Annotated in this window: 14 protein-coding genes; 3 read left to right on the top strand and 11 right to left on the bottom strand. The window is 72.0% G+C overall.

The genetic code is table 11. The features are described 5' to 3' along the window. Nucleotide 1: 1 nt before the first annotated feature. The 5 genes from ACY0MJ_RS16215 to ACY0MJ_RS16235 are packed head-to-tail and all read right to left on the bottom strand — an operon-like array spanning nucleotide 2 to nucleotide 5,177. Nucleotides 2-1,315: a sulfate adenylyltransferase subunit 1 gene (locus ACY0MJ_RS16215; RefSeq protein WP_462639546.1), complete on the bottom strand. Its 1,314-nt coding sequence runs from the start codon at nucleotides 1,313-1,315 to the stop codon at nucleotides 2-4. Next, complete coding sequence (gene cysD, locus ACY0MJ_RS16220) at nucleotides 1,315-2,247, bottom strand: sulfate adenylyltransferase subunit CysD (protein ID WP_462639547.1); 933 nt, start codon at nucleotides 2,245-2,247, stop codon at nucleotides 1,315-1,317. The genes ACY0MJ_RS16215 and cysD overlap by 1 nt, the downstream gene beginning before the upstream one ends. Continuing rightward, nucleotides 2,244-2,966: a phosphoadenylyl-sulfate reductase gene (locus ACY0MJ_RS16225; protein WP_462639548.1), complete on the bottom strand. Its 723-nt coding sequence runs from the start codon at nucleotides 2,964-2,966 to the stop codon at nucleotides 2,244-2,246. The genes cysD and ACY0MJ_RS16225 overlap by 4 nt, the downstream gene beginning before the upstream one ends. A 1-nt stretch (nucleotide 2,967) precedes the next feature. Next, entirely contained in the window at nucleotides 2,968-3,351 is a 384-nt protein-coding gene (locus ACY0MJ_RS16230) for a DUF934 domain-containing protein (protein ID WP_462639550.1), read from the bottom strand. Then, entirely contained in the window at nucleotides 3,348-5,177 is a 1,830-nt protein-coding gene (locus ACY0MJ_RS16235) for a nitrite/sulfite reductase (protein ID WP_462639551.1), read from the bottom strand. Before ACY0MJ_RS16235 ends, ACY0MJ_RS16230 begins: the two co-directional genes overlap by 4 nt. Before the next feature lie 138 nt (nucleotides 5,178-5,315). Here ACY0MJ_RS16235 and ACY0MJ_RS16240 point away from each other — a divergent pair, with 138 nt between their 5' ends. Beyond that, complete coding sequence (locus ACY0MJ_RS16240; protein ID WP_462639552.1) at nucleotides 5,316-6,053, top strand: response regulator; 738 nt, start codon at nucleotides 5,316-5,318, stop codon at nucleotides 6,051-6,053. Here the strand turns inward: ACY0MJ_RS16240 and mnmC are convergent. Continuing rightward, nucleotides 6,022-7,863 (bottom strand): bifunctional tRNA (5-methylaminomethyl-2-thiouridine)(34)-methyltransferase MnmC2/FAD-dependent 5-carboxymethylaminomethyl-2-thiouridine(34) oxidoreductase MnmC1, encoded by a 1,842-nt coding sequence (gene mnmC / locus ACY0MJ_RS16245; protein ID WP_462639553.1) that lies wholly within the window; start codon nucleotides 7,861-7,863, stop codon nucleotides 6,022-6,024. The two genes, ACY0MJ_RS16240 and mnmC, sit on opposite strands and share 32 nt — an antisense overlap. Before the next feature lies 1 nt (nucleotide 7,864). Further along, complete coding sequence (locus ACY0MJ_RS16250; protein ID WP_462639554.1) at nucleotides 7,865-8,137, bottom strand: oxidative damage protection protein; 273 nt, start codon at nucleotides 8,135-8,137, stop codon at nucleotides 7,865-7,867. 211 nt (nucleotides 8,138-8,348) lie between these two features. Here ACY0MJ_RS16250 and ACY0MJ_RS16255 point away from each other — a divergent pair, with 211 nt between their 5' ends. Beyond that, nucleotides 8,349-8,915, top strand: coding sequence for an NADPH-dependent FMN reductase (locus ACY0MJ_RS16255; RefSeq protein ID WP_462639555.1), 567 nt, complete (start codon nucleotides 8,349-8,351; stop codon nucleotides 8,913-8,915). Between the two features lie 108 nt (nucleotides 8,916-9,023). Here ACY0MJ_RS16255 and ACY0MJ_RS16260 read toward each other — a convergent pair whose 3' ends face one another. Next, entirely contained in the window at nucleotides 9,024-9,671 is a 648-nt protein-coding gene (locus ACY0MJ_RS16260) for an FMN-dependent NADH-azoreductase (protein WP_462639556.1), read from the bottom strand. A 116-nt stretch (nucleotides 9,672-9,787) separates the two neighbouring features. On the opposite strand from ACY0MJ_RS16260, the gene ACY0MJ_RS16265 reads away from it, so the two are divergent. Beyond that, nucleotides 9,788-10,711, top strand: a complete 924-nt coding sequence (locus ACY0MJ_RS16265; protein WP_462639653.1) for a LysR substrate-binding domain-containing protein — start codon at nucleotides 9,788-9,790, stop codon at nucleotides 10,709-10,711. Here the strand turns inward: ACY0MJ_RS16265 and glgA are convergent. Genes glgA through treZ form a run of 3 tightly spaced genes read right to left on the bottom strand, consistent with a single transcriptional unit; the run spans nucleotide 10,689 to nucleotide 19,068 of the window. After that, on the bottom strand, nucleotides 10,689-12,191 hold the full coding sequence (gene glgA / locus ACY0MJ_RS16270; protein WP_462639557.1) for a glycogen synthase GlgA: 1,503 nt from the start codon (nucleotides 12,189-12,191) through the stop codon (nucleotides 10,689-10,691). The two genes, ACY0MJ_RS16265 and glgA, sit on opposite strands and share 23 nt — an antisense overlap. After that, entirely contained in the window at nucleotides 12,188-17,251 is a 5,064-nt protein-coding gene (locus ACY0MJ_RS16275; protein ID WP_462639558.1) for a malto-oligosyltrehalose synthase, read from the bottom strand. Before ACY0MJ_RS16275 ends, glgA begins: the two co-directional genes overlap by 4 nt. Continuing rightward, nucleotides 17,248-19,068 carry a malto-oligosyltrehalose trehalohydrolase gene (gene treZ / locus ACY0MJ_RS16280; RefSeq protein WP_462639560.1) on the bottom strand — a complete coding sequence of 607 codons (1,821 nt, stop codon included), beginning with the start codon at nucleotides 19,066-19,068 and terminating at the stop codon, nucleotides 17,248-17,250. The genes ACY0MJ_RS16275 and treZ overlap by 4 nt, the downstream gene beginning before the upstream one ends. Nucleotides 19,069-19,070: the final 2 nt, after the last annotated feature.

Raw genomic sequence — 19,070 nt, forward strand, 5'->3', positions numbered from 1 at the left:
ATCAACGAACCAGGAGCGCCCCCGCCGTCTTGTGGCTGGCGGTGTCCACCAGCACCAGGGCACCCAGCGTGCGCGAACGGGCGTAGGGCAGGGTGGCCAGGGGCTCCTGCAGCGCCAGTTCGACGTGGCCGATGCCGTTCGGTTCCAGGTGGTCGGCGTCGTGTTCGGCCAGGCTGTTCACGTCCAGCCTGTGCACGATGCGCTGGATCCTGGCCTTCACCCAGCGGTGGCCGTGCAGCGCCCAGTACACGCGGCCGGCCACCAGCGGCTCGTCGTCGAGCCAGGCGACCGTGGCCGACAGGTCCCGGGCCGGCGCGAAGGCGCCCGGGGCCAGCAGCCAGTCGCCGCGCGACACGTCCACCTCGCGATCGAGGACGATGCCGGCGCTGTGCCGCGCCGCCACAGTGGCCGGGCGCCGCACGGCGTCGAGCACCTGCGCCACCCGGGCCGTCTGTCCGCCCGGGAGCACGGTCACCTCCTGTCCGGGCTGGACCTGGCCGGTGGCCACGCGGCCCCAGAACACGCGGCGGCCCTGGGAGGTATCGGCGGAGGCGGAGAACTTCTCCACCCACTGCACCGGGAAGGCGAAGGCCTCGTCCGCTTCGGCGGGCGTCACGTCCAGCGCTTCCAGCACCGACAGCAGCGAGGGGCCCTTGTAGTTGCACCACCCCGGCTTGCCTTCGACGACGTTGTGGCCCTTCAGCGCGGAGATCGGCACCACGGCGCCCGCCTGCACGCCGGCGGCGGCGGTGAAGTCCTCCAGCGCGCCGCGGATGTTGGTGAAGGCCACCTGGGCGTCCTCCACCGCATCGAGCTTGTTCACGGCGAACACGATGGCGGGCACGCGCAGCAGGTTGCACAGCAGCGTGTGGCGGCGGGTCTGGGGCAGCAGCTCCAGGCCGGGGTTCTGCCACTTCAGCTTGGTGGCGTCCACCAGCACCACGGCGGCGTCGGCGCTGGAGGCGGCCGTCACCATGTTGCGCGTGTACTGCTCGTGGCCGGGCGCGTCGCCGATGATGAACTTGCGCGCCGGGGTGGCGAAGTAGCGGTAGGCCACGTCGATCGTGATGCCCTGTTCGCGCTCGGCCGACAGGCCGTCGGTCAGCAGCGCCAGGTCGGCCTCACCGGACTTCGAGACGGAAGCCAGCTGGTCCTGCAGCACCGCGCGGCTGTCCACCAGCAGGCGGCCGATCAGCGTGCTCTTGCCGTCGTCCACGGAACCGCAAGTGATGAACCGTAGCGCGGCGGCGTGGTCGCCGCCGTGCGAGCGTTCATCATCCCGGCGCAAGCCGGGATCCACGTTCAGAGCCGTCATCAGAAATACCCGTCCTTCTTGCGCTTTTCCATCGACGCCTCGGAGGTCTTGTCGTCCATGCGCGTCGCTCCCCGCTCGCTCACCTCCACCGACAGCGTCTCCGCCACCACCTCGCTCGCGTTGGCGGCGGGGCTGGCCACGGGGCAGGTGCAGGTGATGTCGCCCACGGTGCGGAAGCGCACCGTGCGGGTCACGACCTGCTCGCCTTCCCGGGGCTGCGTGAGCGGCGTCACCGGCACCAGCATCCCGCGGCGCTCGATCACCTCGCGCCGGTGGGCGTAGTAGATCGAGGGCAGGGCGACCTGCTCGCGCTCGATGTACTGCCACACGTCCAGCTCGGTCCAGTTGGAGATGGGGAACACGCGGAAGTGCTCGCCCGGGTGCAGGCGGGTGTTGAACAGCGTCCAGAGTTCCGGCCGCTGGGCCTTGGGATGCCACTGGCCGAAGCTGTCGCGGTGGGAAAAGATGCGCTCCTTGGCGCGCGCCTTTTCCTCGTCGCGGCGGGCGCCGCCGATCAGGGCATCGAAGCGGAATTCCTCGATCGCTTCCAGCAGCGTGACGGCCTGGTGCGCGTTGCGGCTCTCGTCGGGGCGCGCCAGGCGCACGGTGCCGCGCTTCATGGAGTCTTCCACGCCGCGCACGATCAGCCGGGCGCCCAGTTCCCGCGCGCGGAAGTCGCGGAAGGCGGTCACCTCCGGGAAGTTGTGCCCGGTGTCGATCATCAGCAGGGGAAAGGGGATGCGCCCGGCGCCAAAGGCCTTCTCGGCGCACTTGAGCATCACCAGCGAGTCCTTGCCGCCGGAGAACAGCAGCGTCGGCCGCTCGAAGGCGCCGGCGACCTCGCGCAGGACGAAGATGGCTTCCTCCTCCAGGGCGTCCAGGTGCCGGTTGCTGATCCGGGCCAGGAGCCGGGGTTCGGTGCGAGCGTTCATGCGACTGCCTTTTCTTCCTTCACGTGCAGGCCGCATTCCTTCGCCTGCTCCTCTTCCCACCACCAGCGGCCGGCACGGAAGTCCTCGCCCAGGCTGGTCGCCCGCGTGCAGGGCGCGCAGCCGATGCTGGGGAAGAACCGGTCGTGCAGCGGGTTGTAGTCGACGCCGTTCACCGCGATGTAGTGCCACACGTCGCCCCAGGTCCAGTCGGCCAGGGGGTTGATCTTGATGCGTGCTTCGGCCGTGTCCACCAAGGGAACCTCGGCCCGCGCGGCCGACTGTTCGCGGCGCAGCCCGGTGATCCAGGCCTTCTGCCCGGCCAGCGCCCGTTCCAGCGGTTCCAGCTTGCGGATGGCGCAGCAGGCCTTGCGCAGTTCGATGCTGCGGTACATGGCCTCGCGGCCTTCGCGCGCCACGAAGTTCACCACCGCTTCCTCGCGGGGCCGGTAGACCTCCACCGGCGCGCGGGACGTGGCTTGCGTGCGCTCCAGCAGCTGCAGCGTCTCCGCGTGCAGGGCGCCGGTTTCCAGCACGAACACGGGGATGTCCAGCGCCAGCGCGTTCACCAGGTGCGTGATGACGACGTCCTCGGCGCCCAGGCTGGAGGCCTGCTTGAGCGGCGCGAACTCGGTGGCCGCGCGGACCAGCAGCGCCTGGGTCTCCGCGAGCCTGGCCGCGTAGTCCTTCGAGGGGCGGGCGTTCAGTTCGATCGCGCCCATCTCAGCTCCGCGCGAACCGCGGCCGGCCCACCACCGCGTCCGCCTGGTAGAAGGCGGCGTAGCGGGCGAACTGGCGTTCGGCCTCGGCCGCGTCCTTGCCTTCCTTCAGCACGGCGCTGGAAAAGCCCGTGCGGTGCATCTGCACCAGCTGGTCGATCAGCACGTCGCCGGTGGCGCGGATGTCGCCGGCGAACTTGCGGCGGCGGCGCAGCAGGTAGGCCTGGCTGAAGGCCCGGCCGTCGGTGAACTTGGGGAAGTTCAGCTCGATGCGTTCCACGCCCTCCAGCGGGACCTCCATGGGGTCGCTGTCGTTGGGCAGCACCAGCACCTTGTCGTTGTCCTCGGGCGCCGTGCCGCCGGGCGCGACCAGTTGCAGCGGGATCATGCGGTTTCCCTTTCCACGAAGCGGCAGGCGTTGGCGGCGGCCTTGAAGGGCTCGGGGCCCACCCGGCGCAGCGTGGCGATGAAGCTTTCGTCCTTGCCGTCGGCCGCCGGCTGCCGCAGCTGGCGGTAGGTGTCGACCAGCGCCTCGATCACGGCGGGCACTTCCTCCTTCGCGAACGAGGGCCCGATGATCTTGCCGGGACCCGCCGGCCCGGACAGCGCCGAACCGTCCGAGCCGCCCAGCGTGATCTGGTACCACTCCTTGCCGTCCTTGTCGACGCCGAGGATGCCGATGTGCCCGGCGTGGTGGTGGCCGCAGGAATTGATGCAGCCCGAGAAGTTCAGGTCGATCTCGCCGATGTCCCATTCCTCGTCGAGGTCCTGGAAGCGCTCGGTGATCGCCTCGGCGATCGGCAGCGAGCGCGCGTTGGCCAGCGAGCAGAAGTCGCCGCCGGGGCAGGCGATCATGCCGGTGATCAGGCCGATGTTGGGGCGGGCGAGCCCCAGCTTGCGGGCCGCGGCCCACAGCTGCGGCAGGTCGTCCTGGTGCACCCAGGGCAGCAGCAGGTTCTGGTCGTGCGTGACGCGCGCCTCGCCGGCGGAGAAGCGGTCGGCCAGGTCGGCGCAGGCCTCGAACTGTTCCGCCGTGCAGTCCCCGGGGTTGTAGCCCAGGCGCTTGAACGACAGCTTCACGGCGCGCAGCTGCGGCTGGCGGTGCGGCAGCACGTTGCGCTGCAGCCAGCGGTCGTACTGCGGGTCGGCCTCGGCGTCGGCGCGGATGATCTCGTGCACGCGCGCGGCCGCCGCGTCCTGCTGGCGCGGCTGCAGCGCGGGCGGCACGAAGTACGCCGTGACGCGGTCCACCTCGGCGTGCGTCAGCGTGTGCGGGGCCCCGTCGATCTCGACGATCTGGCGGAATTCCTCTTCCACCTGGTCGATGTAGCGCTGGCCCTCGGACTTCACGAGGATCTTGATGCGCGCCTTCCAGATGTTGTCGCGGCGGCCGTAGCGGTTGTAGACGCGGATGCAGGCTTCCAGGTAGTTCAGGAGCTGCGGCCACTCCACGAACTCGCGCACCACGGTGGCGACCACCGGCGTGCGGCCCATGCCGCCGCCCACCATCACCTTGAAGCCCAGGGTGCCCGCTTCGTCGCGCAGCAGCTGCAGGCCGATGTCGTACCAGCCGAGCGCAGCGCGGTCTTCCGTCGCGCCGTTCAGGGCGATCTTGAACTTGCGCGGCAGGAAGGCGAACTCCGGGTGCAGCGCCGCCCACTGGCGGATGATCTCCGCGAAGGGCCGCGGATCGGCGATCTCGTCCACCGCGATGCCGGCGAGTTCGTCGGTCGTGATGTTGCGGATGGCGTTGCCGCTGGTCTGGATGCCGTGCATGCTCACCGTGGCCAGCAGCTCCATCACGTCGGCGGCCCGGGTGATCGGGATCCAGTTGAACTGCACGTTGGTGCGCGTCGTGAAGTGGCCGTAGCCGTACTTCAGGCGGCTCACCACCTGCTTGCCGCTGCCCGGCACCGGGACGGGGCCCAGGGCCAGCTGCCTGTCCTGCGCGTCCTGCAGCAGCGCGGGATCGGGCCGGTCGAATTCGCGGGCCACCCGGGCCAGCACGCGCAGCTGCGCGCTGGAGAGCTCGCCGTAGGGCACGGAGATCCGCGCCATCGGCGCGTAGCGCTGGATGTACCAGCCGTTCTGCAGGCGCAGCGGCTTCAGTTCGTCCTCGCTCAGGGTGCCGGCCTGCCAGCGTTCCAGCTGGTCGCGGAACTGGGCGGCGCGGGCGCGCACGAACTGGCGGTCGAACTCGTTGTACTGGTACATGGAAGCGGCGTTGCAGGCCGTCTGGGGCCGGAGCGGCGACTGTAGGCAGGCCCGCCGCCGAACCAAACTATTTTTTGCTTCCGCGCTTATGCGGATAAGCTTATGCGGCAGGAGGGGAGCGCGGACGCGGCAGCAGGCATGGCGCAGAGGATCTACATCAAGGTGGTCGGGTTTTCCGACGAGGAGCGCCATGCGCTCAACACCGTATTCCGCCTGTCGGAGCAGTGCCGCACGATGTACCAGCTGTGGACGCCGCAGGCGGCCGAGCCCGCGCGGGTGGCCTTGCTGGACGGCCAGAGCTGGGAGGCGCGGGTGCAGGCGGAGTCTCCGCTGAATCGCGAATTGCGCCTTTTGTGGGTTGGAACCAACGCTCCGCCCGCCGTCTGGCAATCTTTCGAACGGCCGATCGCCTGGCCCGAAGTCATCGGCGCGCTGGACGCCCTGTTCGCCCCCGAAGCCGTGCTGGACCTGGATGCGCTCGCATCCATCGAATCGGCCATGTCGCGGAAGCAGGCCCTGATTGTCAGCAAGGACCGCGACGGGCGGCTCTACCTGCGGGCGCGCCTCGCGCTGGCGCGGCTGACGCAGGCCGACGAAGCGGAGAGCGGCGCGGAGGCCATGGACCTCGTGCGCGGCAAGCAGTACGACCTGGCGCTGGTCGATGCCGGGCTGCACGACTTCGACGCCTGGGAACTGCTGCGGCAGATGCGGCGTGGGCGGCTGCCGGTGCCGCACGTGGCGCTGATCAAGGCCTCGCGCTCGCTGTCGACGCGCATGCGCGCCTGGGCCGGCCGCACGGCCTTGCTGGAAGACCCGCCCGATCCCGAACGGCTCGACGCCTGGCTCAGCCGGATCGAGCTCGGCCCGGCCGCCTGAGGTCCAGCGCCTGCGCGAGCCGCGCGGGCAGGGGCCAGGGCTCGCCGTGCAGGCGGGCCGCCATCAGTTCGGCGCACAGCGCCGCGAAACTCAGGCCCCGCGATCCCATCGCCATGCTGGCCCAGAGGCCGGGCGCCCACTCGCCGAGCAGCGGGCGGCGGTCGGAGGAGGCGCAACGCACGCCGGCCCAGGAGCGCAGTTCCTCGCGGCGGCCCGCCGCCTCCATGACGGCGGCCGCGCGGGGCATCACTTCGCTCACGCGCTGCAGGTTCGCGGCGTCGTCCTGCGGCCGCAGGTCGGTGTCGGCGTCGCCGCGACCGTAGGTGGAGCCCGTGATCCAGGCCATGCGCTCCTCCAGCGGGACGCGCGGCAGGAAGTGGCCGTGACCGTGGACGGGGAAGGGCGGCAACGCAGCGGCGTCCTCGCCGTGCGGCGCCCAGGTGACCTGCCCGCGCACCGCATGCAGCGCGGGCGCCGCATCGAGCAGGGCCGCGCTGCCGAGCGCCGCGGCCACCACCACGAGGGCCGCCGAAGCGATGCGTTCGCCCGCGGCGTCCTCGATGCTCCAGCCTGCGTCGATGCGGCGCACGCGCGCCACGCGCTGCCCGCCGGTGAAGCGCACGCCCGGCTCGCGCAGCCAGGAGCGCACCAGCGCTGCCGGCTCGATCCAGGCGGCGTTCTCGTGCCACCAGGCGGCGTCGCTCTCCGCGATGGCCGCGGCGCGCTTCTGCGCCGGCGTCGCCTCGCGGCTCCAGGGGGCCAGCGCCTCGCCCAGCGCCGGCAAGGCGCGGGCGTCGCCGCCGCGCCATTCGAGCGCGCCGGTGCGCTCCCATTCGAGGCCGGGAGCCAGCCGTTGCCGTGCCTCCTGCAAGGTGATGCGCACGCCGGCGCGCGACAGGCGCGACAGCGGGTTGTCGTCGGGCGACTGGTGCGGCGCCAGCAGGCCGCAGGGCAGGCCCGAGGCGCCACCGGCCGGTTGCAGCGCCGCATCCAGCACGCGCACGGACCAGCCGCGGCGCGCCAGGCTGGCCGCGGCCGCCGCACCCGACAGGCCGGCGCCGATCACGACGGCGTCGCCGGGCGTGACGGCGGGTTCTTCCTGCAGCCCTTTCACCTCCCACTGCGGGTCGTAGCGGGCGCACGTGATCTCGCGCTTGGGCGGCAGCCCCGGGCGCTTGTCGACCTGCCAGCCGCAGGAGCGCAGTTCGCGCCGCACCTCGCCCGCGACCGTCCACGTGGCGAGCAAGGTGCCGCGCCGGCACAGGCGCGTGACGGCCTTCAGCGTGTCGCCGCTCCACATCTGCGGATTGCGCGCCGGGTCGAAGCCGTCCAGGAACACCGCGTCGGCGCGGAAGGCCTGCTCGCGCAGCAAGGGCGCGACGTCGCCGATGCACAGCGTGAGCAGCACGCGCCCGTCCTCGAAGGCGAGGCGGTGGAATCCGGGCGTGAGCCCGGTGCACTGCGCGGCGAGCGCCTGCGCCAGCGGCTGCAGCGCCGGTGCGCGGGCGGCCGTGCGCAGCAGGTCGTCGGGGCCGACCGGCCAGGCTTCGATGGAGGCGAAGTGCAGCAGCCGGGGCCGCCGCGGATCCGTGCGCCACGCGTGCCACGTGGCGAGGAAGTTGAGGCCCAGGCCGAAGCCGGTCTCGAGGATGCGCCACTGTGCGCGCCCGGCCCAGGCTTCGGGCAGGCCGCAGCCGTGCAGGAACACGTGCTGCGCCTGCGCGAGGCCGCCGCTCGCGGAATGGTAGATGTCGTCGAAGCGCGCGCTGCGCGGCGTGCCGTCATCGCCCCAGGCGACCGGCTCGCTCATCTCACTTGGTGGGGGGCACGTAGCCGGCGGCCTGCTCCGCGCCGGCGCCGAAGAAGTGGTTTTCCATCTGGCGCTTGAGGTACTCGCGCGCGCGCTGGTCGGCCAGGTTCAGCCGGTTCTCGTTGACGAGCATGGTCTGGTGCTTGAGCCAGCCCTGCCAGGCTTCCTTGCTGACGTTGTCGTACAGCCGCTTGCCGAGTTCGCCGGGGTAGGGCGGGAAGTCGAGACCTTCGGCCTCGCGACCGAGCTTGATGCAATGGACGGTGCGTGCCATCACGCCTCCTGGAATGTCTTGAGGGGAATCGACCCGACTTTAGCAAGAATCCCCCGGCCATCGCCGCCGCGGGGACGCCTGGCGCAGGCCGACCGTGGCCAGTTCGTCCATGCGCCGCCCGCCCGCATCTACACTGCGAACGTCGGAAGCCGCCGACAGCGGCGGGCGCCCTGGCGGCGCAGCATCCGTATTCCAGTCAAAGGAGAACAACATGACCTACCGCATCGCCCTGGTCGTCGGCAGCCTCCGCCGCGACTCGTTCAACCGCCAGCTGGCGCAGGCGCTCGTGAAGCTCGCCCCCAAGGACCTGGAGCTGGTGCCGGTGCGCATCGACGACCTGCCGCTGTACAACCAGGACGACGACAGCAACCAGAGCGAGCCGGTGCGGCGCCTGAAGGGCGAGATCGCGCAGTCGCAGGGCGTGCTGTTCGTGACGCCGGAATACAACCGCTCGATCCCGGGCGTGCTGAAGAACGCGATCGACAACGCCTCGCGGCCCTATGGCCAGAGCGCCTGGGCCGGCAAGCCGGCGGGCGTGATCGGCATCTCGGTCGGCGCGATCGGCACCGCGCTGGCGCAGCAGCACCTGCGCAACGTGCTCGCCTACCTCGACATGCCCACGCTGGGCCAGCCGGAGATGTTCCTGCAGAACAAGCCCGGGCTGTTCGCGGCTGACGGCAGCATCGGGCCCGACGACACGAAGCAGTTCCTGCAGAAGTTCATGGAACGGTTCGCGGAGTGGGTGAAGCACCACGCGGACAAGGTGGCGAACAAGTAGCTCGCTACCGCCCTCACCCCCGCCCTCTCCCGCAAGCGGGAGAGGGAGCAAGGCGGACTCCCTCTCCCGCTGGCGGGAGAGGGTCGGGGTGAGGGCCGGGCCGAGGCGCTACGCCTGCAGCGCGGCCACCGCCTCGTTCGCCGCCACCCCCGCATGCGCCTGGATGTCGGCGTCGGCTGCCGCGATCGCCTTGCCCTTGGCCGCGTCGCCCATCGCCACGCCTTCCGCGCGCACGAAGCGCACGTCCGTGACGCCGAAGAAGCCGAAGATCGTGCGCAGGTAGCTTTCCTGGTGGTCCATCGCCAGCGCCGGCTGCTGCGAATAGGCGCCGCCGCGGGTCGACACGATGATCACGGTCTTGCCGCCGGCCAGGCCCACCGGGCCTTGCTCCGTGTACTTGAAGGTGCGGCCCGCCTGCGCGATGCGGTCGATCCAGGCCTTCAGCTGGCTGGGCACGGAGAAGTTGTACATGGGCGCGCCCAGCACCACCACGTCGGCGGCCAGGAACTGGCTCACGAGGCGCTCGGACACCGCGTTCTCGCGGCGCTGCGCGTCGGTCAGGCTCGCGTCGTCCAGCCCGAGGCGGAAGCCCAGCGAATCGATGTCGAGGTGGCTGGGGGCGTCCACGGCCAGGTCGAGGTACTCGACCGTCGTGCCGGGATGGCTCGCCTGCCATTGCGCCACGGCGCGCGCCGTGAGTTCGCGCGAGACGGACTGGCCGGCTAGGGGGCTGGAATCGATGTGCAGCAGTTTCATGGCTCTTCTCCTGTGTCTGGGCGGCCGCTTGGCCGGGAGCATTGATTGTGGAGACGGGCCAGTCGCTTGATAAGCCTGCAATTTCAAGATAGATTGTTCCATCCATGGGACGAATCGTGCAGGACCTCAACGACATGCTCTTCTTCGCCGAGGTGGTGGACCGCGGCGGGTTCGCCGCCGCCGGCCGGGCGCTGAACGTGCCGAAGTCCAGGCTGTCGCGGCGCGTCGCCGAGCTCGAGGCCCGGCTGGGCGTGCGCCTGCTCCAGCGCACCACGCGCAAGCTCTCGCTGACCCAGGCCGGCGAGGTCTACCACCGCCACTGCGTCGCGATGCGCGAGCAGGCGGAAGCCGCCGACGAGGCCGTCGCGCGCGTGCACGACGAGCCGCGCGGCACGGTGCGGATCACCTGCCCGGTGACGCTGGCGCAGACCACCATCGGGCCGCTGATTCCGCGCTTCCTCGCCGCCCACCCGCAGGTGCGCATCGACATGCAGGTGAGCAACCGCGTGGTGGACCTCGTGCAGGAAGGCGTGGACCTCGCGCTGCGCGTGCGCGCCAACCTCGACGACAGCGGCAGCCTCGTGGTGAAGAACCTTGGCGAGACCCATGGCGCGCTGGTGGCCAGTCCCCAGCTGCTGCAGCGCTTCGGCCAGCCGAACGATGCCGAGGAGCTGCACAACCTGCCGACGGTGGCCATGTCCGCCGCGGACGGGCGCGCGACCTGGCACCTGCACGGACCGCGCGGCGCGGCGATCGAACTCCAGCACCGGCCCGTGTACACCGCCGACGACCTGCCGACCTTGAAGTGCGCGGTGCTGCAGGGCACGGGCATGTGCGTGCTGCCCGACTACCTGTGCCGGGAAGAGGTGCGCCGCGGCGAGCTGGTGCCGGTGCTGCCCGGATGGGCGCCGCCGGTGGCGCGCGTGCTCGCCGTCTTCCCCTCGCGTCGCGGCATGGTGCCGGCGGTGCGGCGCTTCCTCGATTTCCTCGGCGAGAACGTCGTGGGCGAGCGGATCGTCAGCGCTGCAGCGAGCCCGTGACGGGCCCCGCCGGCGTGCCGCCGTTCGCGTCCATCGCCGCGCGCTCGTAGACCTCCAGGTACTGCATCGCGCTGTCTTCCCAGCCGAAGTGGCGCGCCATGCCGTTGGCCTGGATGCGGCGCCAGCGCTGCGGCTCGCGCCAGGCGCGCTGCGCGCGCGCGAGGGCGTCTTCGAGTCCCGCGGGATCGCAGCCGGTCATCACGAAGCCGGTGCCGTGCGCCGGGTCGGCGCTGGCGTCGGTCACCGAGTCCAGCAGCCCGCCCACCGGCGCCACGATCGGCGGCGTGCCGTAGGCCTGGCTGTACATCTGGTTGAGGCCGCAGGGCTCGAAGCGCGAAGGCATCAGGAACGCGTCGGCGCCGGCCTCGATCAGGTGCGCGAGCGCCTCGTCGAAGCCCAGCTTCACGGCGACCTGGCGCGGGTGCTTCTGCGCCGCGTCCTGCAGCGCCTGCTGCAGTCCCGGCTCGCCCTGGCCCAGCACCACGAGCTGCGCTCCCGCCGCGACGATGCGGGGCAGGGCGCCCAGCACGAGGTCGATGCCCTTCTGCGGCGTGAGCCGGCTCACCACCGCCAGCAGCATGGCGCCGCTGTCGGCCGGCAGCGAGAAGTGGCCTTGCAGGGCGGCCTTGCACGCGGCCTTGCCCTTCAGGTCGCCGGGGCCGAAGCGGTGCGGCAGCAGCGGGTCCTGCGCCGGGTTCCACAGCTGCGTGTCGATGCCGTTCAGGATGCCGCGCAGCCGCGCCGAGCGCGCGCGCAGGATGCCGTCGAAGCCGACGCCGTGGTCGGGGGTCTGGATCTCGCGGGCGTAGGTCGGGCTCACGGTGGTGATGGCGTCGGCGAACTGCACGCCGGCCTTGAGCATGGACAGCTGGCCCCAGAACTCGACGCCGTCCATGCCGCGCCAGGGATGCGGCACGTCCAGCGGATCGGCCGTGTCCATGGGGAACACGCCCTGGAAGGCCAGGTTGTGGATCGTGAGCACGCTGGCGGCCACGGTCTCCTGCGGCGAGACCAGGCGCGACTGCGCCAGGTACAGCGGCGCGAGCCCGCAGGGCCAGTCGTTGGCGTGCACGATGTCGGCGGTCCAGCCGCGCAGCGGCGAATGCGCCGTGCCCAGCTGCGCGGCCACGCGCGAGAGCAGGCCGAAGCGCAGCGCGTTGTCGTGGTAGTCGCGCCCGCTCGCGTCGACGTAGGGACCGCCGGGCCGCTGGTACAGCGCGGGACACGCGAGCAGCAGCAGGGTGACTCCGTTGGCCGTCTTCACCGGCACGAGCTGCGCCGCCGGCCAGGCGCCCCAGGGCGGCAGCTCGACGCCGTCGCCGATCTCGCCGCTGACCTTCATGCCGCGGTAGGCGGGCAGCAGCACGCGCACGTCGTGCCCGAGGGCGGCGAGCGTCGCGGGCAGCGCGGCGCTGACATCGCCCAGGCCGCCGGTCTTCACGTAGGGGGCGCACTCGGGCGTCGCGAACAGGATCTTCATGCAGCAGCCTCCGCTTGCGCGACCAGCACCACGAAGGGCAGGCCGCCGGCGCCGCCGAACAGCGCCTGCAGGTCGAGGGTGGCGTCGTCGTCGCCGGACAGCGCGGACTCGGCGCCGGTGAGCCAGTTGCGCCAGCGGCGGAAGCGCCGCAGGCCGGCGTCGCCGGCGAGCGTCGTGCCTTCCCACAGCGCCGGCGACCAGGCCGCGTCGTCGCCGTGGCACAGCGTGCAGGTGAGCCGCGCCACGACCACCAGCACCGCTTCGCGTTCATGCACGCGGGCGAAGGCCACGGCATGTTCCGCCGCCGGGCCTTCGGCGGACAGCGCGAGGTAATTGCCCTGGTGGAACAGCGGGCGGCGCTCGCGCCGCAGTTGCAGCAGGCGCCAGGTCACGAGCTGCTTGATGCGGCCGTCGGCGGCCTCGCGCTGCAGTTCGGTCCAGTGCGCCTCGCCGGGCCAGCCGTCGCGGTACAGGGCTTGCAGCCCTTCCAGGCTGCGCGCGAGCGCGCCGTAGTCCACGGGCCGGCGGTTGTCCGGGTCCACCAGGCTGAAGTTCCACTGCTCGCAGCCCTGGTACAGGTCGGGCACGCCCGGCGCGGTGAACTTCAGCGCCAGCTGCGCCAGGCTGTTGCGGAAGCCGAAGGGCGCGATGCGCGCGGTGAACTTCTGCAGTTCGTCGGCGAAGGGGCTGGGGCCGGCGCGCAGCACGCCGTCGACGTAGCGCTCCAGCGCGTCCTCGTAGTCGGTCTCCGGGCAGACCCAGGTCGTGTTCAGCTTGGCCTCGCGCACCGCCTTGCGCATGTAGGCCTGCACGCGCTGGCGCAGGTCCTCGCGCGCCGCGTCGTCCGGCGGCTGCGCGGGCCACAGGCCCACGAGCGTCTGGAACAGCAGCCAGATGTCGTTCTGCGCCGGCCACGCGTGCTCGGGCGTGCGCGTGAGGTACAGCTGCGCCCAGCCGGAGAGGCGCAGCAGGCAGTCCTCCCATTGCGCCGGCAGCTCCGACAGCACGTCGATGCGCGCGCGCAGGTCCTCGCCGCGCTTGCTGTCGTGGGTGGACGTGCCCAGCAGGCAGTGCGGCCGGTGCCGCTGCCGGTTCAGGTTGGCGAAGTGGAAGGCCGCGACCGAGACGCCGAAGCTGCGCGGGTCGCCACCGACCTCGTTGAGCGACAGCAGCGGCAGGTAGCGGTAGAAGGCCGTGTCCTCCATCGCCTTGGCCGTCACCGGCGCCGTGAACTGCTGCCACCGCGCCAGGAAGCGCTGGCGCAGGTCGTGCGGCAGGTTGGCCCCTTCGCCTTCGCCCAGCAGCACGTCGCGGAAGTACTGCAGCACGGTCGCTTCCGACTTGCCCAGGCGCCGCTCCGCCGCGGCGATCGCCCAGTCGATGTGGCGGCGGTCCATGGCGCTCGGCGCCTCGTCCACGCGCAGGTAGGTGCGGTACACCGGGAAGGCGGCCGCCACTTCCGCCATCGCCCAGCGCAGGCGGTTGCGGGTGAAGTCGCAGCGGCGCCGGTTGCTGCGCGTCATGCGGTACAGCGTGTGCGCGAGCCAGTTCAGCTCCGAGTACAGCGAGGTCTCGATGATCAGCTTCTTGCACTGGTACACCACCTCGTCGAAGCCGGTCGTCTCGTCCGTGAAGGCCTGGTAGGCGGCCAGCAGCGCGTCCTCGTTGCGCGGGTCGACGAAGAGGCCGTTGACCAGGCTGCCGAAGCGGTAGCCCGTGTCGCCGTGCACCGGCCAGGCGTCGGGCAGCGATTCGTGTTCGGCCTGGATCTTCTCCACCACCAGGTACAGCGCGCGCGGCGGGTGTCCGCCCACCTCGGCCTGCGCCGCGTAGCGCGCCTGCAGTTGCTCGAAATAGGCTTGCGGATCGCTCAGGCCATCGGGATGGTCGATGCGCAGCCCGGTCAGCAGGCCGTCCTGCAGCCAGTGCAGCACCTTGCGGTGCGTGGCCTCGAACACCTCCGGCCGCTCCATGCGCAGGCCCGCGAGCGTGTTCACGTCGAAGAAGCGCCGGTAGTTCACGTCGTCGCTGGCGACGCGCCAGTCGGCCAGGCGGTAGGCCTGCGCGGCGATCAGCCGCTCCAGCGCGTCGAAGCTCTCCGGCTCGCCCGGCTGGCCGTTGAGGTGCCGCACGCAGCCCTCGATCCAGCGCGCGAGCCATTCGTGGCAGGAGGCCAGGCGCGCGAGCTGGCGCTTGTAGACCGCGCTGTCGCGCACGCGCACGCGCCGCGTCTCCTCGTCGGGATCGTCGCGCGAGGGCAGGCGCCCGAAGGCGTCGAGCAGGGCCGCGACCACGGCGTGGCTGTCGCCCTCGCTGTCGTCGCGCGCGGGCGGCGCGGGCAGGGCCGTGAGGATCACCGGATAGCTGGCCGGGTCGATGGGGAAGCGGTGGTCCCAGTAGCGCAGGCCGAACTCGCCGGCCTCGGCGTCGAAGTGCAGCTGGATCTCGCCCGCTTCCAGCACCTTGCCGAAATGGTCGCCCAGGACGGGCAGCAGCACGCGGCCGGCCATCTCGGGCTGCGCCGGGTTCCATTCGATGTCGAAGGTCTGCGCGTGGACCGAGGCGCGCCCGTGCTCCAGCACGTCGAGCCACCAGGCGTTGTCGGCTTCCAGCACGCCCATGTGGTTGGGGACGATGTCGAGGATCTGCCCCATGCCGTTGCGCCGCAGGGCCTGGCACATGCGCCGGTGCGCCAGCGCGTCGCCGACCTCCGGATTGAGCTCGCCGTGGTCCACGATGTCGTAGCCGTGCGTGCTGCCCGGGCGCGCCCGCAGGTAGGGCGAGCTGTAGAGGTGGCTCACGCCCAGCGCGCGCAGGTAGGGGATGGCCTGGGTCACGTGCTCGAAGGTGCAGCCCTTGTGGAACTGCACGCGGTAGGTGCCGCAGGGCACGTCGGCCGTGTCGAGGTCCGGCAGTTCGAGCGGCGCGGTTTCCTGCGGCTGCGGCCCGCTGCGCTCGGCGCGCAGCACCGCCGCCAGCGAAGCCCAGCGCGGATCGCTGGCGAGGCCGTCCACCGTCACCGGCAGCTTGCGGCGCCAGTTGGGGAAGCGGTCCTCGGTGGTGCCGGGCACGTTGACCTGCAGCCGCTGGCCGGTCACGTCCTCCAGCTGCACGCCCACCAGCCAGCACGGCGTGCGCGCGAGGAAGGCGTAGACCGCGTCGACGAAGGCGGGGCTGGCATCGGGCAGCGAGGTCGGCTGCACGCTGGTGCCCTCGGGCAGCAGGTCCTCGCGCTGCAGCGCGAGCAGCAGCCGCGCGCGGTCCTGGGCGCGCTGCAGCACCTGCTGCTCGTGCGCCTGCGGGTCGGGATAGAGCCCCAGCTTCGCCGCGAGCTCGATGTCCTCGCCCAGCCAGAAGCCGCGCAACGTCGGCAGGTCGTGCGTGCTGACCACCGCCAGCGCCTTGGGCTGCCACTGCGCGGGCCGGCGGAAGCCCCCGTCGTCCTCGCGCTCGAACAGCAGCGGCCGGTAGGACAGCAGGTTGCCTTCGCGCATCGCCTCGCGCATGCGCGGCGCGACGTTGCCCAGGTCCTCGCCGATCACCATGCACTGGTGGCGCCGGCTTTCCAGCGCCAGCACCCCCAGCAGTTCCTCCAGCGGGTACTCCACGTAGGTGCCGCCGTCGGGGCCGGTCCAGAACAGGCGCATCAGCGCCATCACGTGGTCCAGCCGCAGCGCGCCGCTGTGCCGCATGTTGGCGCGCAGCGTCGCGATGAAGGGCTGCAGCCGCGCCTCGCGCAGCCGCTGCGGGCTCCAGGGCGGCAGCCCCCAGTCCTGCCCCTTGGGCGCGAGCGGGTCGGGCGGGGCGCCGGCGTGCATGCCCAGCGCGAACAGCCCGTGCTCCCCCCAGGTCTCGGCGCCGCCGCCGTTGACGCCGACGGCGAGGTCGCAGTACAGGCCGATGCCCATGCCGCGCGTGCGCGCGTAGCGCTGGCAGGATTCCAGCTGCACCTCGGCCAGCCACTGCAGCCAGAAGCGGTAGCGCACGTCAGACGCATGCGCGGCGCGGAAGGCCTGCACCTCGGCGCCCTCGGGGTCGCGCCAGGCGTCGGGCCACGCGGGCCAGCCCCAGACCGACGCGTCCTGCGCGTGCAGGTGCTCCTGCACCGCCTCGAACAGCGCGTGCCGGCCGGTGGTCTGCTCGCGCTCGCGCATGTAGGCGAGGAAGTGGGCGCCGCGCGAACGGTCCTTGTCCAGTTCGTGCCGCTCGAAGTGGCGCCACAGGATGCGCAGCACCTCCTCCTTCGCGGCGGCCACGCCGGCGTAGTCCACCATCTCCGCTTCGCGCAGCGCGTGCAGCCGTTCCTGGAAGGGTTCGGACTGCACCCTCTGCAGCGCTTCCTCGCAGCCGCCGAGGTCCACCAGCGCCTGCACGTCCAGGTAGATCGGGTTGAGCGCCTGCCGGCTGGAGGGACTGTAGGGGCTGGCGACGGCGGGGTTGTGCGGGAAGAGGGCGTGCAGCGGGCTCAGGCCGATGAAGGACGCGCCCTGGTGCGCCGCGGCGTCGCACAGGCGCCGCAGGTCGCCGAAGTCGCCGATGCCCCAGTTGCGCGAGGAGCGCAGCGCATAGAGCTGGATGGTGCAGCCCCACCAGCGTTCGCCCTGCTGCAGGGCCGGCGGCACGTAGCACTGGCGCGGCGCGACCACGACGCGGCAATGCTCGTGCGCGGGCGCGCCCTCCAGCTGCACGCGGTAGTAGCCCGGCTCCAGGCCGTGCGGCAGGGCGATCGCGGCTTCGTCGCCGTTGCGCTGCAGCTCGCCGGAGGCGAGCGCGTCGCCGCCGTCCTCGGCCAGCAGCTGCCAGCGCGCCGCGGCCTCGCCGCCGGCCGTCCAGCGCAGCACGATCGCTTCGCCTTCGCGCGCCACCAGCAGCAGCGGCAGTCCCAGCTGCTGCGCTTCGGCCGCGCGGCCGTCGCCGGCGATCGCCTGCACGGCGCGCTGCAGCACCGCGTCGGGCACGGTTTCTTCCTTGCCCCAGAAGCCGTGGTAGCGGTCGGCCACGCCCAGGCGGCGTGCCTGCTCGGCGAGCGACACGGCCGCGTGGTCGGCGGGCGCGTTCACAACGTGATCTCCTCGCCGAGCGTCCAGCGGGCGCTGTAGGCCGGCCAGGTTTCGCGCGGCGTGTCCGCCTGTCTGCGATGCGCGAACACCAGCTGCGCCTCGACCGGGCCGATGTGCTGCGGCTCCGCCTGCAGCGCTTCGGGGCCCAGGTTCAGTTCCAGTCCCAGCATGCGGCCGTCGTCGTAGCGCCATTGCACCCACAGCCCGTGAGGGCCGATGCGCTGCGCCGAATGCCGCCCCGTGAGCAGCAGGTGCTGGCGCGGCGTGATCCACTGCCGGCGGGCAGCCAGCGCCGCGCGCACCTCGGCCAGCCAGGCCTGCCCCGCCGCGCTGCCGGCCCGCCCGGCGTCGGGTCGGCTCGCCAGGAAGGTCTGCTCGCTGCAGGGATCGGGCAGGTCCTCCGCGTGCTCGTGGCCGAACTCGCGCTTGCGCCCGGCCCGCACGGCATCGCGCAGCTCGCCCTGCCAGTCGGCGAAGTACAGGAAGGGTTCGGCCGCGCCCCATTCCTCGCCGAAGAACAGCATGGGAACCGCGGGCGTCAGCAGCGCCAGCAGCGTCGGCAGCAGGCGCGCCTGCTCGGGCACCAGCTGCCCCAGGCGCTCGCCGCGCGCGCGGTTGCCGACCTGGTCGTGGTTGTGCGCGAAGTTCACCAGCGTGCCCAGCGGCTGAGCGGGCGCGGCTTCCACCACCTCGCGCGCGCCGCCTTCCTTGCGCCGCGAGCCCTCGAACACCATGCCGTGCGTGAGGCAGCGGGCCAGCAGGTCCATCGTGTGGACGCCGTAGTCGTGGTAGTAGCGCTGCGTCTCGCCGGTCAGCGCCACGTGCAGGACGTGGTGGAAGTCGTCGTTCCACTGGCCGTCGTAGCGGCCGGGCTGCGGCGTCGGCGCCAGGAAGCGGTAGCCGTTGTCCTCGTTCTCCAGCACCAGGTGCACGTGCCGTCCCGCCGTGGCCTCGCGCACGCGCCGGGAGAGCTCCTCCAGCACGTGCACGGGACTGTCGTCGCTGATCGCATGCACGGCGTCCAGGCGCAGTCCGTCGAATCGGTACTCCTGCACCCAGTACAGCGCGTTGTGGATGAAGAACTCGCGCACCCAGCGGCTGCCGGGGCCGTCGAAGTTGATCGCGGCGCCCCAGGGGCTGTGCTTCGTCCGCGAGAAGAAGGCCGGCGCGTAGGCGTGGAGGTAATTGCCCTCCGGGCCGAAGTGGTTGTAGACCACGTCCAGGAACACCATGAGGCCCAGCCGGTGCGCCTGCTGCACGAAGGCCTTCAGGTCCTCGGGCGTGCCGTAGGCGTGGTGCGGCGCATAGGGCAGCACGCCGTCGTAGCCCCAGCCGAAGCGGCCGGCGAAGTCCGCCACCGGCATCAGTTCGACGGCCGTGACACCGGCATCCGCCAGGGCCTGCAGGCGCCCCGCCGCCGCGGCGAAGGTGCCTTCGGGCGTGAAGTCGCCCACGTGCAATTCGTAGAGCACCGTCTCGGGCCAGGGGCGGCCGGTCCAGCCCTCGTCCCACTCGAACCGCGCCGGGTCGCACAGGCGGCTCGCCTCGTGCGGCCCCTGCGGATTGCTGCGCGAAGCGGGGTCCGGCACCAGCAGGCCGCCGTCGATGCGCCAGCGGTACAGCGTTCCCGCTGCCGCCTGCGGCAGGCTGCATTGCCACCAGCCTTCGCCGGTGGACTGCGCGGCGTGGAAGGCCGGTCCCGCGGCGGCCTCGATGGCGAGTTCGACCTGCTGCGCGGCCGGCGCCCACAGGCGGAAGGTGGCGCCGCCGCCGGCATCGAGCCGGGCGCCGAAGGGCATGTCATGCTGGCAGCGCATCC

Source organism: Ramlibacter sp. bp-362 (assembly GCF_054956735.1).

What these genes read in the sequence shown, in the direction of transcription:
- ACY0MJ_RS16215 (WP_462639546.1), bottom strand. Translation starts at nt 1,315, where the DNA reads ATGACGGCTCTGAACGTGGATCCCGGCTTGCGCCGGGATGATGAACGC.
- cysD (WP_462639547.1), bottom strand. Translation starts at nt 2,247, where the DNA reads ATGAACGCTCGCACCGAACCCCGGCTCCTGGCCCGGATCAGCAACCGG.
- ACY0MJ_RS16225 (WP_462639548.1), bottom strand. Translation starts at nt 2,966, where the DNA reads ATGGGCGCGATCGAACTGAACGCCCGCCCCTCGAAGGACTACGCGGCC.
- ACY0MJ_RS16230 (WP_462639550.1), bottom strand. Translation starts at nt 3,351, where the DNA reads ATGATCCCGCTGCAACTGGTCGCGCCCGGCGGCACGGCGCCCGAGGAC.
- ACY0MJ_RS16235 (WP_462639551.1), bottom strand. Translation starts at nt 5,177, where the DNA reads ATGTACCAGTACAACGAGTTCGACCGCCAGTTCGTGCGCGCCCGCGCC.
- ACY0MJ_RS16240 (WP_462639552.1), top strand. Translation starts at nt 5,316, where the DNA reads ATGGCGCAGAGGATCTACATCAAGGTGGTCGGGTTTTCCGACGAGGAG.
- mnmC (WP_462639553.1), bottom strand. Translation starts at nt 7,863, where the DNA reads ATGAGCGAGCCGGTCGCCTGGGGCGATGACGGCACGCCGCGCAGCGCG.
- ACY0MJ_RS16250 (WP_462639554.1), bottom strand. Translation starts at nt 8,137, where the DNA reads ATGGCACGCACCGTCCATTGCATCAAGCTCGGTCGCGAGGCCGAAGGT.
- ACY0MJ_RS16255 (WP_462639555.1), top strand. Translation starts at nt 8,349, where the DNA reads ATGACCTACCGCATCGCCCTGGTCGTCGGCAGCCTCCGCCGCGACTCG.
- ACY0MJ_RS16260 (WP_462639556.1), bottom strand. Translation starts at nt 9,671, where the DNA reads ATGAAACTGCTGCACATCGATTCCAGCCCCCTAGCCGGCCAGTCCGTC.
- glgA (WP_462639557.1), bottom strand. Translation starts at nt 12,191, where the DNA reads ATGAAGATCCTGTTCGCGACGCCCGAGTGCGCCCCCTACGTGAAGACC.
- treZ (WP_462639560.1), bottom strand. Translation starts at nt 19,068, where the DNA reads ATGCGCTGCCAGCATGACATGCCCTTCGGCGCCCGGCTCGATGCCGGC.